Annotated in this window: 19 protein-coding genes; 14 read left to right on the plus strand and 5 right to left on the minus strand. The window is 38.5% G+C overall.

Translation table 11 applies throughout. The features are described 5' to 3' along the window. Nucleotides 1-3: 3 nt before the first annotated feature. The 9 genes from cobT (at nucleotide 4) to GD441_RS09510 (ending at nucleotide 7,228) form a co-directional block, all read left to right on the plus strand. Entirely contained in the window at nucleotides 4-1,056 is a 1,053-nt protein-coding gene (gene cobT / locus GD441_RS09470; protein WP_153126051.1) for a nicotinate-nucleotide--dimethylbenzimidazole phosphoribosyltransferase, read from the plus strand. A 20-nt stretch (nucleotides 1,057-1,076) separates the two neighbouring features. Continuing rightward, nucleotides 1,077-2,057: an ABC transporter substrate-binding protein gene (locus GD441_RS09475; RefSeq protein ID WP_153126054.1), complete on the plus strand. Its 981-nt coding sequence runs from the start codon at nucleotides 1,077-1,079 to the stop codon at nucleotides 2,055-2,057. Continuing rightward, nucleotides 2,023-3,090 carry a FecCD family ABC transporter permease gene (locus GD441_RS09480; RefSeq protein ID WP_225434188.1) on the plus strand — a complete coding sequence of 356 codons (1,068 nt, stop codon included), beginning with the start codon at nucleotides 2,023-2,025 and terminating at the stop codon, nucleotides 3,088-3,090. Before GD441_RS09475 ends, GD441_RS09480 begins: the two co-directional genes overlap by 35 nt. A gap of 66 nt (nucleotides 3,091-3,156) precedes the next feature. Then, nucleotides 3,157-4,533 carry an ABC transporter ATP-binding protein gene (locus GD441_RS09485; RefSeq protein WP_191992138.1) on the plus strand — a complete coding sequence of 459 codons (1,377 nt, stop codon included), beginning with the start codon at nucleotides 3,157-3,159 and terminating at the stop codon, nucleotides 4,531-4,533. Then, entirely contained in the window at nucleotides 4,511-4,654 is a 144-nt protein-coding gene (locus GD441_RS09490; protein WP_153126060.1) for a hypothetical protein, read from the plus strand. Before GD441_RS09485 ends, GD441_RS09490 begins: the two co-directional genes overlap by 23 nt. A 297-nt stretch (nucleotides 4,655-4,951) precedes the next feature. Next, nucleotides 4,952-5,518 (plus strand): bifunctional adenosylcobinamide kinase/adenosylcobinamide-phosphate guanylyltransferase, encoded by a 567-nt coding sequence (locus GD441_RS09495; protein WP_191992139.1) that lies wholly within the window; start codon nucleotides 4,952-4,954, stop codon nucleotides 5,516-5,518. 11 nt (nucleotides 5,519-5,529) lie between these two features. Continuing rightward, nucleotides 5,530-6,294 carry an adenosylcobinamide-GDP ribazoletransferase gene (cobS, locus tag GD441_RS09500; RefSeq protein ID WP_153126065.1) on the plus strand — a complete coding sequence of 255 codons (765 nt, stop codon included), beginning with the start codon at nucleotides 5,530-5,532 and terminating at the stop codon, nucleotides 6,292-6,294. Beyond that, nucleotides 6,246-6,863 (plus strand): histidine phosphatase family protein, encoded by a 618-nt coding sequence (locus GD441_RS09505; RefSeq protein ID WP_153126067.1) that lies wholly within the window; start codon nucleotides 6,246-6,248, stop codon nucleotides 6,861-6,863. Before cobS ends, GD441_RS09505 begins: the two co-directional genes overlap by 49 nt. Beyond that, the gene (locus tag GD441_RS09510) at nucleotides 6,815-7,228 is read left to right on the plus strand and encodes a bifunctional adenosylcobinamide kinase/adenosylcobinamide-phosphate guanylyltransferase (protein WP_153126069.1); all 414 of its coding nucleotides are present in this window, start codon (nucleotides 6,815-6,817) and stop codon (nucleotides 7,226-7,228) included. Before GD441_RS09505 ends, GD441_RS09510 begins: the two co-directional genes overlap by 49 nt. Before the next feature lie 335 nt (nucleotides 7,229-7,563). Here GD441_RS09510 and GD441_RS09515 read toward each other — a convergent pair whose 3' ends face one another. The 3 genes from GD441_RS09515 to GD441_RS09525 all read right to left on the minus strand — a co-directional run bounded on the left by GD441_RS09515 (nucleotide 7,564) and on the right by GD441_RS09525 (nucleotide 9,546). Beyond that, the gene (locus tag GD441_RS09515; protein ID WP_153126070.1) at nucleotides 7,564-7,941 is read right to left on the minus strand and encodes a hypothetical protein; all 378 of its coding nucleotides are present in this window, start codon (nucleotides 7,939-7,941) and stop codon (nucleotides 7,564-7,566) included. 106 nt (nucleotides 7,942-8,047) lie between these two features. Further along, on the minus strand, nucleotides 8,048-8,761 hold the full coding sequence (locus tag GD441_RS09520; protein WP_153126072.1) for a hypothetical protein: 714 nt from the start codon (nucleotides 8,759-8,761) through the stop codon (nucleotides 8,048-8,050). Between the two features lie 443 nt (nucleotides 8,762-9,204). Further along, nucleotides 9,205-9,546, minus strand: coding sequence for a hypothetical protein (locus GD441_RS09525; RefSeq protein WP_153126074.1), 342 nt, complete (start codon nucleotides 9,544-9,546; stop codon nucleotides 9,205-9,207). A 160-nt stretch (nucleotides 9,547-9,706) separates the two neighbouring features. Between GD441_RS09525 and GD441_RS09530 the strand changes: the two genes are divergently transcribed. After that, nucleotides 9,707-10,072 carry a cytochrome-c oxidase gene (locus tag GD441_RS09530; protein ID WP_153126076.1) on the plus strand — a complete coding sequence of 122 codons (366 nt, stop codon included), beginning with the start codon at nucleotides 9,707-9,709 and terminating at the stop codon, nucleotides 10,070-10,072. 72 nt (nucleotides 10,073-10,144) lie between these two features. Here GD441_RS09530 and GD441_RS09535 read toward each other — a convergent pair whose 3' ends face one another. Then, nucleotides 10,145-11,044 carry an EamA family transporter gene (locus GD441_RS09535; RefSeq protein WP_153126078.1) on the minus strand — a complete coding sequence of 300 codons (900 nt, stop codon included), beginning with the start codon at nucleotides 11,042-11,044 and terminating at the stop codon, nucleotides 10,145-10,147. Between the two features lie 227 nt (nucleotides 11,045-11,271). Further along, nucleotides 11,272-12,384 carry a radical SAM/SPASM domain-containing protein gene (locus GD441_RS09540; RefSeq protein ID WP_225434189.1) on the minus strand — a complete coding sequence of 371 codons (1,113 nt, stop codon included), beginning with the start codon at nucleotides 12,382-12,384 and terminating at the stop codon, nucleotides 11,272-11,274. A gap of 204 nt (nucleotides 12,385-12,588) precedes the next feature. Between GD441_RS09540 and GD441_RS09545 the strand changes: the two genes are divergently transcribed. The 4 genes from GD441_RS09545 to GD441_RS09560 all read left to right on the plus strand — a co-directional run bounded on the left by GD441_RS09545 (nucleotide 12,589) and on the right by GD441_RS09560 (nucleotide 14,072). Then, nucleotides 12,589-13,143 (plus strand): transporter, encoded by a 555-nt coding sequence (locus GD441_RS09545; protein WP_225434190.1) that lies wholly within the window; start codon nucleotides 12,589-12,591, stop codon nucleotides 13,141-13,143. A 202-nt stretch (nucleotides 13,144-13,345) separates the two neighbouring features. Next, nucleotides 13,346-13,567, plus strand: a complete 222-nt coding sequence (locus tag GD441_RS09550; RefSeq protein ID WP_153126080.1) for a DUF1659 domain-containing protein — start codon at nucleotides 13,346-13,348, stop codon at nucleotides 13,565-13,567. 48 nt (nucleotides 13,568-13,615) lie between these two features. Continuing rightward, nucleotides 13,616-13,831 carry a DUF2922 domain-containing protein gene (locus GD441_RS09555; RefSeq protein ID WP_153126082.1) on the plus strand — a complete coding sequence of 72 codons (216 nt, stop codon included), beginning with the start codon at nucleotides 13,616-13,618 and terminating at the stop codon, nucleotides 13,829-13,831. A gap of 73 nt (nucleotides 13,832-13,904) precedes the next feature. Further along, nucleotides 13,905-14,072, plus strand: coding sequence for a YvrJ family protein (locus tag GD441_RS09560; RefSeq protein ID WP_153126084.1), 168 nt, complete (start codon nucleotides 13,905-13,907; stop codon nucleotides 14,070-14,072). The last annotated feature ends 166 nt before the right edge of the window (nucleotides 14,073-14,238 follow it).

A 14,238-nucleotide genomic window follows, 5' to 3' on the forward strand; every position in this document is an offset into this window, starting at 1 on the left:
AAAATGGATGTTTGGAAGGTCATCGAGAGTATAAGACCTGTCGATGTTCAAATGGGTCAAGAGGCAATTGGACACATCAACAACTTAACTAAACCGGTTGGAAGCCTTGGCGAGATTGAGAGAGTAGCCATGGAGCTTTGTAAAATGACAGGAACACAGTTTCCAGATGTATTTCCGCCGGGGGTTATTGTGTTTGCAGCCGATCACGGAATCGCAGCAGAAGGAGTGTCCGCTTATCCTCAGGAAGTGACAGCCCAAATGGTTGCGAATTTTGCCAGTGGCGGAGCGGCTGTCAATGTCTTTACGAATCATGTCAAAGGATTGCTGGAAATCGTAGATGTCGGAGTCGCATCTAACATGGATCTAGCAAGTGTCCATGTACAAAAGGTCGGCTATGGAACAAAGAATTTTGCCAAAGAGCCCGCGATGACACGAGATGAAGCTCTTCTTTCAATAAAGATTGGAATGGAAAGAGCAAAACATACGATTGAACGAGGTGCAAGGTTGTTAATTGTGGGTGAAATGGGAATCGCCAACACCACATCAGCTAGCGCCATCGTAGCCTCCTTAGCGGGGGTTCCTGCGCGTACAGTAGTAGGAACAGGTACAGGAATCCCTTCTGAAAAAGTTACATTTAAAGCAGAAGTAATAGAAAAAGCTATAGACTTATTAAACCCAGATCCACAAGACCCGATCGATTTACTCTCAAAGGTCGGAGGCTTTGAGATTGGTGCAATGTGTGGTGCTATGCTTTATGCAGCATCTAAGCAAATTCCGATTTTGCTCGATGGATTTATTTGTACATCAGCCGCGCTATTAGCGACAAGATTATCAGAGCATGTAAAGGAGTATATGTTAGCAGGCCATCAGTCTGTAGAACCTGGCCATAAGATTACGCTTGATTTGCTAGAGAAAAAGCCGTTATTGACATTAAACATGAGACTTGGAGAGGGAAGCGGTGCGGTGCTTGCTTATCCGCTTGTCCAAGCAGCGGCTAAGATGTTGAAGGAAATGGCAACATTTGAAGGTGCAAGTGTTTCAAAAGGAACAATTTAATGAAAGATGGAGGAATACAAATGAAAGGCTTTCGTAAATATGTAAATATTGCATCAATTTTATTTTTATTCATGCTTGGTGTTTTAACAGGCTGTGGACAAACTAATCAAGAAGTAAAGGAAGAAAAGAAAGAATCTCAACAAGCTGCAGAAGAAAAGACATCATCGTTTCCGGTTACCATTAAAGATGATACAGGAAAAGAAATTACCATTGAGAAAAAGCCTGAAAAAGTGGTTTCTTTACTACCAAGCTCAACGGAAATTCTTTTTGCTCTAGGATTAGACAAAGAAATCGTTGGTGTATCAGATTATGATAACTATCCGAAACAAGCGCTTCAAAAAGAAAAGGTAGGAGCTCAGGACCTAAATGTTGAAAAAATCTTGGCTCTTCAACCGGATGTAGCCTTCTTAGATGAATATCATGCAACAAATGCTTCCGATACCATTAAGCAATTCGAATCAGCTGGCATTAAAGTGGTGATTGTAGGCTCCAAATCCTCCTTCGATCAAGTGTATGAAACGATCGATATGCTTGCAAAAGCAACGGGTACAACTGAAAAAGCAGAAGAGATTATTGCTGGCATGAAAAAGAAAGTAGAAGATATAAAGAAGAAAGCTCAGAATGTTACAGAAAGGAAACGAGTTTGGGTGGAGGTTTCTCCTCAGCCAGATATTTTCACAACAGGAAAAGGAACCTTCATGCAGGAAATGCTAGATATGATTGGTGCCGAAAATGTTGCTGCCGACCAACAAGGCTGGGTGAAGATGGACGAAGAAGAAATCGTCAAGCGTAATCCAGAGGTAATTATCACAACGTATGGCTACTATGTAGATCATCCGAAAGAGCAAGTATTAAATCGTGCGGGCTGGAAGGAAGTAGAAGCAGTCAAAAATGGTCAAGTGTTTGATGTAAACAGTGACATGGTAACACGTCCAGGCCCTCGTTTAGTAGATGGGGTGGAAGAGCTTGGAAAATTCATTTATCCGGACATTTTCAAATAATCGAAATAAACTGTTAGGATTATTCTCACTTATTTTTGTCTTTGTTTCACTTATTGTTGGAGTTTTTGTCGGGGCGGTTTCTGTAACCGTCCCTGATATTATCAAGATCATCATAGGTAAGGTTACGGGTTTATCTCTGTTTCAAGGAGAAGCTAGTACCGAAATGATCATTTGGGAAATTCGGTTTTCGAGAGTAATGCTTGCCTTTTTCGTTGGGGCAGCATTGTCATTAGCAGGTGCTGCATTTCAAGGCTTACTTCAAAATCCACTCGCTGACCCTTACACGATCGGCGTTTCATCAGGAGCTTCTCTTGGTGCCGTCATTATTATTTTTTTAGGGCTGCAAATCCCTTTTTTAGGAGATTTTACACTGCCTGTGGTTGCAATTACTACGGGTATGTTCACCTTATTGATTGTTCTTTCCCTTACGCAATTTGCAAGCGGTAGACTAACGAATGAAACGATTATTTTAGCAGGAATCATCCTTTCTTCTTTTATTAGTGCATTTGTTTCGCTCATTATTGCTCTCACTCCTAAAGAAGATATTAGTCAAATTCTTTATTGGATTATGGGCAGTGTATCTATGAGAGGCTGGGGCCATGTAAAACTGATGATCCCATTCTTTGTGCTTGGGACCCTCATCATTTTGCTTCATTACAGAGAGCTGAATACGATGGCATTAGGAGAACAATCTGCTCGATTTTCTGGAATGGATGTAAAAAAGAAAAAAGCGCTCATCTTGGTGGGGGCAGCTATTCTTACGGGTGGAGCGGTTGCAGTCTCCGGTCCAATCGGTTTTGTAGGATTGGTAATCCCTCACTTGGTCCGTTTATTAACCGGAGCCAATCATCGGGTTGTGCTGCCATTTTCCATGCTTATTGGGGGAGGCTATTTGGTGCTTGCTGATTTACTGGCTAGAACCATCATATCTCCAAAGGAGCTGCCAATCGGTGTAGTAACAGCCTTAATAGGTTCACCCATTTTTGCTGCCCTGCTGATCAAAAACCGATTGAAAAAAAGAGGGGAGCTTTAGAAAAGAAGGATTTTGTACCAGTCTATTTACAAGTATTTAGACTGATCAGGCAAAGGAGAAAAAATGATGTTAAGAGTTGAAGGGCTAACAGGCGGATATGATTACAAGAATGCAGTCGTGCATCAACTTTCTTTTACCGTTGAGAAAGGAAGTTTTTTTGCTTTGCTTGGACCAAATGGCAGCGGGAAAACAACGATGATCCGTCTTTTAATGGGAACATTGCCTGTTCATAAAGGGAAGATTACCTTAGATGGTAGGCCTATACAAGATTATTCTTCAAAGGAGCTCGCTCGAAAAACGGCTGTCATGACCCAAGAAAATGAAGTCGGTTTGGATTTCTCAGTGGAAGAAATCGTGATGCTTGGACGATATCCATATCAACGTTCCATGTTTTTCAAAGATACTAGTCAGGAAGATCTTGTTGTAGTGGAAGAGGCGATGAAAAAAACATCAGTCTTACATTTTCGAAACAAGCCTTTTCGACTATTAAGCGGAGGAGAAAAACAGCGTGTTCTTCTTGCCAAGGCATTAGCTCAAGAGCCAGAGCTGCTTTTTTTAGATGAACCGACTAATCATCTAGATGTCCGGCACACGATTGAGCTTCTGGATTTATTAAAAGAATTGCAAAAAACAACCCATTTAACGATTGTTGCCATTTTACATGATTTGAATTTAGCTTCCTTATATGCCGACCAACTAGGTTTACTTCAGAACGGAAAATTAGAAAGGGTATATTCTAGACTTAACGTAGACGATGGTTTGGAATTTAGCAAAGTGTATGGAGTGAATTTGAATTTTCATCCCCATCCTGAGGTGGCCAAAACACAAATTTCACTTTCTCCTACCTTTTTGCAAGAGGCAGATTCAACCTTTTCATCGAACATCGTGATAGAGGAACAAAAAAATCAGCTTCATGTACTAATGAAACAGCCTTTTAGAACGATATCTGCAGGGATAAACGGTAAAGGACTTGGTTGGAGTGAAGAATGGATTTTTTCAGGAAATGAAGATCGTAGCCATGCAAATTCAGAGGGAGCTTTAGTCTTTCCTAGTCATAAAGAGAATCATCCTTCCTTGCTCTGTTCATTTCATGAAGGAAATATTCCGATTGAAAATGGTAAAGATTGCTGTTCATATGCCGTTATTTTATCTAAAACTCCAAATCAAAAAGAGTATCACATCGGTTTATTAACAGATGCACTTTTGACGGATGCTGATTTAATTACACTTTTAACAATGGTGGCAGGTGTTAAAGCCAAATGGCATTTTGATCAATCTGACCAATCCTTAATTGCGATAGGCGCCCTTCGAAATAAGAACGCAGAAGCTGAACAAATAAAGTGTTTGTCGGAGATTGAAAAAGAACAAATTTTTTCTCATTTAGTGAGGAAGATAGAACAAGCATTAAAGAGAGAACGTGATGCAAGTGCTGTTCTTAGATAAGCCAGAGTTTTATGTTATTTTATTATCCATCCTTTTTGATTTAGTAATGGGCGATCCAAAATGGCTTCCACACCCTGTTCTATTATTTGGGAGAATAACAATTGGAATAAAGGCAGCTTGAAAGTGCTAAAAGGGAGTATTTTAGCTTTCTTGTTGCCTTTATTTGTTCTTGTGAGCAGTTACTATTTATTGAAAGCACTGTATTTTGTATCCCCAATCCTTGGAACTTTTATTTGTTAAAAGATCCTTTTCTAGAAGACCATGAGCCTCTTATCCTATTTCTTGCCCAAAAAGGAATTGTAGCTCGACATACATATCATTTTCATAGTTTAGAAGGACGTTGTGTTAGACTAGCTGTAAGAACAAGATTGGAAAACGAATGTCTTGTACAGCACCTAAAAAAATGGAGGCAAGAGAGATGATTACTTTCGTTTCAGGAGGAGCACGGTCCGGCAAGAGTTCATTGGCTGAAGAATGGGCCTTGAATGAGTTTTCTGTAAGAAATGCAAGCGGTCTTTTTTATATTGCTACCTCTACTTATCAAACTGGAACAGAAATGAATGAAAGAATACGAATGCATCAACAAAATAGAGCCTCTCACTGGGTCACCATTGAGGAGCCTTTCAATCTTTCCAAAGCTATCCGTGACATTCCTTGTAAAGCGGTTGTACTAATTGATTGTTTAACGGTTTGGGTAAGTAATCTACTATTTGCTGAACATTCATCAGAAAAAATACAACTAGAGCTTCGGCAGGTATTTGAATGGGTAAAAGAAAAAGAGATGTCTCTATATCTTGTTTCCAATGATGTGAATGAAGGTGTTCCGATTAAGAATGCTTTGGTCGAAAGATATATTCGTGAGCTTGAAAAAGTTCATTCTTATTCGATTCTTCATTCCAGCACGGTAGTTGAAGTGATGGGTGGTTTCCTATTTTATTGGAAAAGAAATGGAGTTTATCATCATGATGTAATCAATACGATTTAAGGAGATTCAGCATGAAAAACCTTTTTTATGGAGCTGTGTTAGCTTTGCAGTTTTTGACAAGAATTCCTTTACCTGTACAATGTGAAGTCAATGACCATTCATTAAAATGGGCACTTCGCTTTTATCCGTTTGCAGGCTGCACCATAGGTGTTGTATTGTCAGTATTTTTTCTACTGTTTTCAGATATTTTCCCGCTATATATTGTTGCATTAGGGATTCTGTCGCTTTGGCTGTTTTTAACAGGAGGGTTGCATGTTGATGGCTTCATGGATGTTACTGATGCAGTAGGTTCAAATGGAAACGTAGAGAAAAAACAAGAAATTATGAAAGATTCAAGAGTAGGCAGCTTTGCTGTCATTGCCTTATTCTTTTTACTTGCATGGAAATGTATCGTTCTATTTGAATTATTGCGTATTGTTGAAGAAGGGCTTTGGCTCTATCTTTTACTCATCCCGATCCTTGCACGGTTTCAAGCACTAATGCAGCTTTATTTTTTTCAGCCTTTTCAAAAGAAAGGAATGGCTTATTTTTGGAAAAGTAAACTTGATAAAAAAGATTTATGGATTAGCTTTGGTTGGATTTTTCCGTTCTTATGGATGGAACAAACTGTTCTTTTGATCGTGCTTTTGCAATTCGTGTTCTCATGGCTTTTTGGCAAATGGGCAACAAAGCAATTTCAAGGAATAAATGGAGACACGGTGGGTGCTTCTATTGAAGGAGCTGAATTATGGAATCTATTCGTTGTTTACGTGTTGTTTTTGTTAGGCATGGAATGACCAGCTGGAATCAAGACAAAAGGTATTTGGGGCACAGTGATGAGCCAATTATAAATCAGGAAATGGAAAGCTATCAATCTCTTAAAAAATTCTTTCTTACCAACCCTCCCGATATTGTATATTCGAGTGATTTAATACGTTGCCAACAAACAGCTGCTTTCTTGTTAAGTGAAAGGAAGACCATTATAGATCAGCGGCTGCGGGAATTGAATTTTGGCAGCTGGGAAGGAAAAACGTACGACGATTTAAAGGGAAATCCTACATACAGGCAGTGGATCGATAACTGGGAAAAAATGAGCCCGCCAAATGGTGAAAACGGACAAGATTTTAAAAAAAGAGTGCGTGAATTTTGGGATGATTGTATAAAGAGTAAAGCTAATTCTATTGCAATTGTAACGCATGGTGGAGTGATACGTCAGCTGATTTCAGATCTTGTACATACAGTATCTTACTGGGAATTGAACATACCTTTTGGTAAAGGGTATGAATTAACTTTGGTTAAAGCAGGGGAGGAGTGGACATGCAGCTCGTTATCGGTGGTGCCTACAGCGGAAAAAGACGATTTGTGAGAGAAATGTGGGAAGGAGCAGTTTGGCTCTCTGCTTACAATGGGGAAAATCTCGAGGATTGGTCCCATTTGATTCAAATTGGAAAAACGCTTGTCATTGAAGGCTTTGAAATATGGGTTTCAAATGACCTTAAAGAGAATAGCTTACAAATGATTCGAGAGAAATATAAGCATCTCTTTCAGCAATGGAGCGAAAGTGACTGCCAATTCATACTGATCATGCTCGAAATGGGCAAAGGAATCGTTCCTCTCGAGGAAAAAGACCGAAAAACTAGAGATATAATGGGTTGGCTTCAGCAGGACGCAGTCAAATATAGTGAAGAAGTTTATTACATGTGGCATGGGCTAGCCAAGAGAATGAAATAGAGTGCCACTGTCAAAAAGAGATTTTATAAAGCGAAACAAACCGCATCCGGACTTTTCAAAGTCGAGATGCGGTTTGTTCATTGAAGAAAAGATATAACTTTTTGACGCTTTCCTTGTTAAGATAGATCCTTTGAAAAGACTTTTGGACTGTTTGGAAGCAGCCTGGATACATACCAAGCACCAACAAGCAGGGTCAAGAAACCGCCAATCATAACCGAGGTTTCATAGCTCAATTGGAAGCCTTCTGGAGCATAAAAAATGTAAGTGCAAACGACTCCAGTCATGAACATAGCAGGAATTCATAAGTCGTATGTATTAATACATCTTATTTAATATTATTCATCATCAGAAAAATAGTCCTCTTCAGGTTCAATCGCATAAACAATCAAGTATTCATGCTCCTCTTCTTCTAGCTTTTGCATTTCCTCTTCGCTTGCATCTTTCTCTAATGCGTCACGTACTTTGCTGCAAATATAGTGTACGGTTCCGTCAAATTTCACTAATTCAACGGTTTCCTCTTCATCATATTGAAGGACAAGCGGGCTATTACACACTTCGCATGTTCCAATATCATAATGTCCAAAACCGTTTTTAGCGCCTTCTACAAAACAAGTCGAGCAATAGTTTTTAATTTCTCCTTCTTCTTTAAACTCATCTGTTTGAACGATTAATTCTTCATCAAACTGTTTATGACATTTTTCACATGTAATCAAAATTATCACCTCATAAAAGTAGCATATCACATCTGAATCAAGAAATTAAAAAAAAGATGATCACTAAAGACCATCTTTTTAGATTGGAAGTTTCACTTTTTCACAATTATTTATTTTGCAGGGATGCGAGCATTGCCCAAAGGTTAGGACCTATCCCCTCTGCAGCTTCCTTAAGTGGTAGGAAGACCGTAAATAAATAAGGCTGCCCATCCACTTCTTTGCCAACATACATGACGGTTGTTTTTACACCATCTTTTTTATCGATTGATTCAGCAATTAGAAAAAAGGAGGCGTTGTGGAATTCTTTTTGAAAAAGATTTTTAGGGTCTTCGGCCATAATATTTCCTTCATAAGTTTTCATGATGTTTTTCTTTATTTCATCAAAATTTGCATCTTCTCCAAGCTTCTCAATTCTAGCAAAGAAAGAGCCATCAAATTGGGACATCAATACATCCTTATTTGGTTCCTCAGATTCCAAGCTGAAATTTTTCAGAACATACAGGTAATAACCAAGGTTACTCTCTTTTAAAGTGGCAGGTCGCATTTCCTTTACTCCCTCGACAAGTACTTCTAAATCTTTTTGGGAAGGTGGGGTTGCCTGGTTTGTTTCACTTTTTTCGATTTCTTGGCTATTGTTTTCATTATTTTCTTCAGAACTTGGTTGAGTTTTTTCTTCTTTGGCTTTTTCACTGGTATTGGAAGTTTCTTTGCTTACTTTTGCGCCATTTACGGGTTCTGAGCTTTTTTCTGCATTTGTCCCACACCCTGAAAGGGCAAATGCTAATAATACCGATAAAACCAATGTATTAAAAGGTTTCATGTTCTACACTCCCTATAAGGATTCAATCATCTTTTTTTCCGGAAAAAAGATTTTGGGTTTCTTGCTTTTCATAAAGTTAGACGAAACAATTTTTGGTTTGTTTCAAAAAAAGAACATTCTTTTCAAAATTTAACGAATTTGGGAACCAATTAAAACGGATCAAATGGTGCAACCACTTCAACTGAAAGATTTTGAGTTTTCGAGATTTGTTCAATATGATGCAGCATGATTATACTCCTTTTGAACAGAAATTCACTAAAATTAAATAACTTATGTTTGACCTATGTGTGTTTAAATCATGGTGTGTTCATTCAAAGCCTACGCAATCTAAATATCAATATTCAGAAATGTTTTTCGAGTTGAATAGTTTGTTAGTATCTTGATTATCTTTTTTTTATGTAACACAGTTCACTAGAGGAGCATTAAATAGAATAAAAAGACCATTACATTTTTGATCCTCTTATCCAACTATCTAACTCTATAATGTGAGTGAAATGGTTCACGAGCTGCTCCCATTTTTCAGGGTACAATGATTTAAATCGCTCTGTAGCGCAGTTTGAATAGGTAACAAAGCAGTCAAGATGAGCTTTATTTTTTTCCAAATCAAACAACAGGGCATGTAGTATTGTATAATGCTTATAAATTTGATTAGTATTCAGCGTGGTTACTTCTATATGTTTTTCCTTAAAATATTGCTGGATCACTTCTAGTTGCTTTTTAATGCTTTCTTTCCCAGTCAAGCCTTCAATTTCTAAACTTCCATTCGTAAACATAATCCCTCGCATTGGTTTCACCTCTACAAACAAGTTTTACCAAAATAAGGGTTTTAATACATGTCGAATTTCCTGGGAAATTGTAAAAGCAAGGAATAATACTGTTAATACGTTATTATTTGTTCTGTTATAATCCCTTTCTTCGTACATTATAAAGAAGGGAGGTGAGAAGATGGGGATTAAATTAATAAAAATGTCTGTCATTTACTTTGCAATTGGTGTGTTGCTTGGTTATTACATGTCTATATCTCATTCTCATGATTTAGCCCCGGTTCACGCGCATATTAACCTATTAGGGTGGACTGCCTTAACTCTAGCAGGAATTATTTATCATATTTTTCCGGATTTATCTCGAAATAAGTTAGGAATCGGACACTTTTGGTTACATTCATTTGGTTTACCTATCATGATGGGATCCTTATTTGCCCTTATTACAACAAAAAACGATGCTTGGGTGCTAGGTACAGCAATAGGTGCCACACTGACGGTTTTGGGAGTACTTTTTTTCTGTTATAATGTTTTCAGGAATTTGAAGTGAAAAAAGGCGGTTCAAAAGCCAGGCTATTTTGCAAACGTGCAGAAAGATGCCTGATGCTTTTGAACCGCTTTTTTATACACTTTTATAGCTTTCTAATTTAGAATTTCGTGTTTGGATTTGAGGAATAGCAATTCCAATAAGAATAAGTAACATTCCTATAAATTGAAAAGAAGTTACTTTTTCCTGCAGCAAAATCATAGCCGCGATGATGCTTGCAGGAAGCTCTGCTGAGCCAATAATCGTAACAAGTCCAGCTTCTACCTTAGGAGCAGCGATGGCAAAACATCCGATTGGCATAGCCACGCCAAAAATTCCTGCTAATAGGGCATATTTCCATAATCCGCCACCTATTAATGTGCCATTTGTCATAAAATCTGGAGAAAATACTACGAAAATCAGAAGCAAGCCTCCAAAACACATGATGATGCTTCGCTGTATGCTTGGTACGTGAGTCGCCACTTTTCCGCCAGCAAACAGAAAGATTGCAAAGCAAAATGCAGACAGAATTCCATAAAAAAATCCTGATGCAGAGTAACTAGAGGCTTCCCATGGTACAAGCTTTCCCGCAAAAATTGTTCCACTAATTAAAAAAAGAACGGCCAGCATTTTTTTCCGAGAAGGGCTTCTTTTTTCATAAACTGCTTCAAATAGGATGCCAAGCCACGAGAATTGAAACAGCAATACAACGGCAATAGTTGCTGAATTTCGTTCAAGACTTAAACCATAAAAGATTCCAGTTAAGCTAAGAGACATTCCGACCAGCATTAGTAGAAGGATGTGTTTGAGAGACAATGTAACTTTTTTAAAAAAGGGTAGAAGCAATAGTAGAATAATAAGTCCGAATAAATATTGACTCCCAGTCACATCTGGTACAGAGTAGTTTTGTTTAAAAGCTAGTTTAACAATACAAGCATGGATTCCATAGCTACTTGCTCCTAATAAAAGAAGAAAGACATAAGTAAGTCGATTCATTACAGGTGCTCCTTTTATTCTCATTCACTCTCTCATGCGCTTTTTTTCCGCTTTTCTCATTATAATACAATATTTTGATGATTATTGTAACCTAAATAAGATCGTTTGGACTCAAAACAAATTCATAAACAGAATTTTTAACGTACATATTATTAAGGTAGCACATCCTTTTTGAGGTAATGAAACATGGATTCCAAGTAGAATTGTGGGATCGTGAAATGCTTCTTTTAAGAGAATTTCGCTTTTGGTTTGTAGACACAATACGGCTCTTCAGCAAGAAAGCTGCCTTTGTCATGAAATGCACGGGCTCGGCAGCCGGAGCATACGTTCACAAATTCACAAACACCGCACTTGCCATCCAGCAATTCTGGGTTTCGAAGCTTTTGAAATAATTCTGATTCCTTCCAAATCGTTTCTAATGACTGCTCCATAACATTTCCCGCTTTGAGAGGAAGATAGCCACACGGTTGAACATTTCCTTTATGTGATATGAAACAAACTCCTGTTCCAGCTAGGCAACCCTTTGTTACGGCTGCCATTCCGTGAGTTTGGACCGTTACTCTTTCTCCGCGCTCTTTTGCTTTTTGTCTCATGATCCGATAGAAATGAGGGGCACAAGTTGCTCTAATTTCAAAATCAACTTCTCTCGAGCGATCATAAAACCATTCTAACACCTCTTCGTATCGTTCTGCACTGAGCATGTTGCTTTCAGCTATCTGTACACCGCACCCAACAGGTACGAGCATAAATAAATGAAGGGCGTCCACATTCATTCGTTTTGAAAGCTCTATCATCTTTTCAATATGGTCGACGTTATGAGTAGTAATGGTTGTATTGAATTGAAGCTCTAAGCCTTGGTTTTTCACATGGCGAGCACCACTAAGAGCTTGTTCAAAAGAACCTTCCAACCCTCTAAATTGATCGTGGATGGACGAGTCTGGACCGTCGAAGCTGATGGCTACTCTTTTAATACCTGAATCCTTAATTTTTCTTGCTATTTCTTCTGTAATCAAGGTTCCGTTTGAAGCCATAGCCAATGTTATTCCACGATCATTCGCATAATGAGCAATTTCAAAAAAGTCGGGTCTGTATAGTGGCTCTCCGCCGGTAAGAATTAAAATTGGCTTAGCGAAATCAGCAATTTGATCAATTACTTGAAAAGCTTTTTCTGTGGTCAATTCATCAGGTGACCGTTCAGGCTGAGCAGTAGCACGGCAATGGATACATTTTAAATTACATCCCTCAGTCAATTCCCAAAAAATAAGTCGTGGACCTGTTTCAATAGAAGTAAATGGATTTTTGCTTCTTCCCATTGTATTTTGAAAAACTGCTGCATTCATAAGTAATCTCCTTGTTATGTAAAATAGTCATCTATTTTCTATAAAACTATTATAAAATGACAAATGCTATAAATTTATAAAGAAGTAAGACAATATGTTGAACATTTCACAATCTTTTACGTGTAGATCTTGGTATGAAGAATTCACCAAAATTAGGTAGGCTACATACACATAAAAGAGAACATTTGATGTGAGGTGTCATATATGGAAGATGAAAGACAGCAATTTCCACAGTTCCATCCTATATTTGGAGAAGGCACAGGAACCCCACCAATTGGAGGATTTCCTGGTATGCCATCTGGCCCCCCACAAGTAGGAGGGGTTCCTGGCATGCCATCTGGTCAACCTTCATTTGGGGGAGGTCCTAGCATGCAACCTGGATTACCTTCATTTGGTGGCCAGCAAGGTAGTCAGACAGGACCTCCATTTGGTGGGCAGCAAGGTGGTCAGACAGGACCTCCATTTGGTGGGCAGCAAGGTGGTCAGACTGGACCTCCTTCAGGTCCACCACCAGCTTTTACACCACAACAAACTACACTACTAGGTGGTCCGCAGGGATTGGCTGTAGATCCGGGTTCATTGAGAAACTGTTTGTACCGCTTCACATTTATTTGGTTGAATAATGGCAGAAGCTTTTGGTTTTATCCGACTTTTATAGGTAGAAATTCAGTAGCAGGCTACCGCTGGAGAAGGAGATATAACAGGTGGGTTTATTTTGGTTTAGATACGAGAAATATTTCTTCATTTCAATGCTTTTAGCTTAATTATAAAGGGGGATACATGATTTTTTGTCTTTTCTAATCATCCCCAAAAATTTCAGGCTCCTATTTTTAGGAGTCTTTTTTTTATGCCATGATGAATCCAATCCCCCTGATGCAATTGAATTTTATAGAAAAATTTCATACATATCCCCCTTTTTCTACTTTTTTTCATATAAGAAGAGTGAAAGGAGGTGAGCAATATGGCAACTGAAACATTATTGTCCAAGGTGCTTAGGCTTACTTTTGATGCCGGTCTGGATGAAAAAGGAGAGCCGATTTTAAAACGCAAGAGCTATTCAAATATGAATATCTCAGCTACTAGTGAGCAGCTTTATGCAACGGCTGTAGCGATTGCAAGCCTGCAGGCATACCCAATTTTATCTGTGGAGTGCCAAGAAATGAGAAAGATTGATGAATTGTAAAAACTAGCGATCCATTCCTAATTTTTCAAATGAAAGGAGGTTACGAGCATGCCTAAAACTTTAGAAATGATTTTTGTTTCGGACATTGGTAAAAACATCACTGTATCTGTGGATGATCCGAAAGAACCTGTAGACCTTGATGCAGTTAAGGGGGTGATGGATATCATTATTGCCCAACAAGCCTTTTCAACCCAATCAGGTAAGCCTTATTCGAAAAAATGTGTCCGTGTTGTCGAACGAAATGTAGATGAGTACGAAGTGTAAGATTCTTGGCAGCCGATTCATTCTAGGTTTTAACAATCGGCTGCCTGTTATATTTCATTTAGGAGGTGCAAAAATGGAGCAGCTTTTACCGTTTATTAGCGAGGTGGGCTTTCCTATTGTCGTGACATTGTATTTGCTTCATCGAATCGAAACGAAGCTTGATGTTATGATTGAAACGATGCAAGCTTTACCAAGCCAAATAAAAGATGAAATGCTTATAAGGCCCCCGCATATAAATTAAATAAGAAAGGGCTGATTCATTCTCAAAAATGTTAGGACCGCTTGTTTTTATTTGAAACTTTCTCGCTCGTGTAGGAAAAGATTTCAAATATATTGCACTTTGAAACTAATGAGGAATGGAACAGCCCTTTTTGTCAAAGTTTACGAAAGTATAGCTTTTGGAATGA

The sequence above is a fragment of the Peribacillus tepidiphilus genome (assembly GCF_009466385.1).
Taxonomy (GTDB): Bacteria; Bacillota; Bacilli; order Bacillales; family DSM-1321; genus Bacillus_BN; species Bacillus_BN tepidiphilus.

Excerpts from the sequence above, each read along its gene's own strand:
- cobT (WP_153126051.1), top strand. The coding sequence starts at position 4 with ATGGATGTTTGGAAGGTCATCGAGAGTATAAGACCTGTCGATGTTCAA.
- GD441_RS09475 (WP_153126054.1), top strand. The coding sequence starts at position 1,077 with ATGAAAGGCTTTCGTAAATATGTAAATATTGCATCAATTTTATTTTTA.
- GD441_RS09485 (WP_191992138.1), top strand. The coding sequence starts at position 3,157 with ATGTTAAGAGTTGAAGGGCTAACAGGCGGATATGATTACAAGAATGCA.
- GD441_RS09490 (WP_153126060.1), top strand. The coding sequence starts at position 4,511 with ATGCAAGTGCTGTTCTTAGATAAGCCAGAGTTTTATGTTATTTTATTA.
- GD441_RS09495 (WP_191992139.1), top strand. The coding sequence starts at position 4,952 with ATGATTACTTTCGTTTCAGGAGGAGCACGGTCCGGCAAGAGTTCATTG.
- cobS (WP_153126065.1), top strand. The coding sequence starts at position 5,530 with ATGAAAAACCTTTTTTATGGAGCTGTGTTAGCTTTGCAGTTTTTGACA.
- GD441_RS09505 (WP_153126067.1), top strand. The coding sequence starts at position 6,246 with ATGGAATCTATTCGTTGTTTACGTGTTGTTTTTGTTAGGCATGGAATG.
- GD441_RS09510 (WP_153126069.1), top strand. The coding sequence starts at position 6,815 with ATGCAGCTCGTTATCGGTGGTGCCTACAGCGGAAAAAGACGATTTGTG.
- GD441_RS09520 (WP_153126072.1), bottom strand. The coding sequence starts at position 8,761 with ATGAAACCTTTTAATACATTGGTTTTATCGGTATTATTAGCATTTGCC.
- GD441_RS09525 (WP_153126074.1), bottom strand. The coding sequence starts at position 9,546 with ATGCGAGGGATTATGTTTACGAATGGAAGTTTAGAAATTGAAGGCTTG.
- GD441_RS09530 (WP_153126076.1), top strand. The coding sequence starts at position 9,707 with ATGGGGATTAAATTAATAAAAATGTCTGTCATTTACTTTGCAATTGGT.
- GD441_RS09535 (WP_153126078.1), bottom strand. The coding sequence starts at position 11,044 with ATGAATCGACTTACTTATGTCTTTCTTCTTTTATTAGGAGCAAGTAGC.
- GD441_RS09540 (WP_225434189.1), bottom strand. The coding sequence starts at position 12,384 with ATGAATGCAGCAGTTTTTCAAAATACAATGGGAAGAAGCAAAAATCCA.
- GD441_RS09545 (WP_225434190.1), top strand. The coding sequence starts at position 12,589 with ATGGAAGATGAAAGACAGCAATTTCCACAGTTCCATCCTATATTTGGA.
- GD441_RS09550 (WP_153126080.1), top strand. The coding sequence starts at position 13,346 with ATGGCAACTGAAACATTATTGTCCAAGGTGCTTAGGCTTACTTTTGAT.
- GD441_RS09555 (WP_153126082.1), top strand. The coding sequence starts at position 13,616 with ATGCCTAAAACTTTAGAAATGATTTTTGTTTCGGACATTGGTAAAAAC.
- GD441_RS09560 (WP_153126084.1), top strand. The coding sequence starts at position 13,905 with ATGGAGCAGCTTTTACCGTTTATTAGCGAGGTGGGCTTTCCTATTGTC.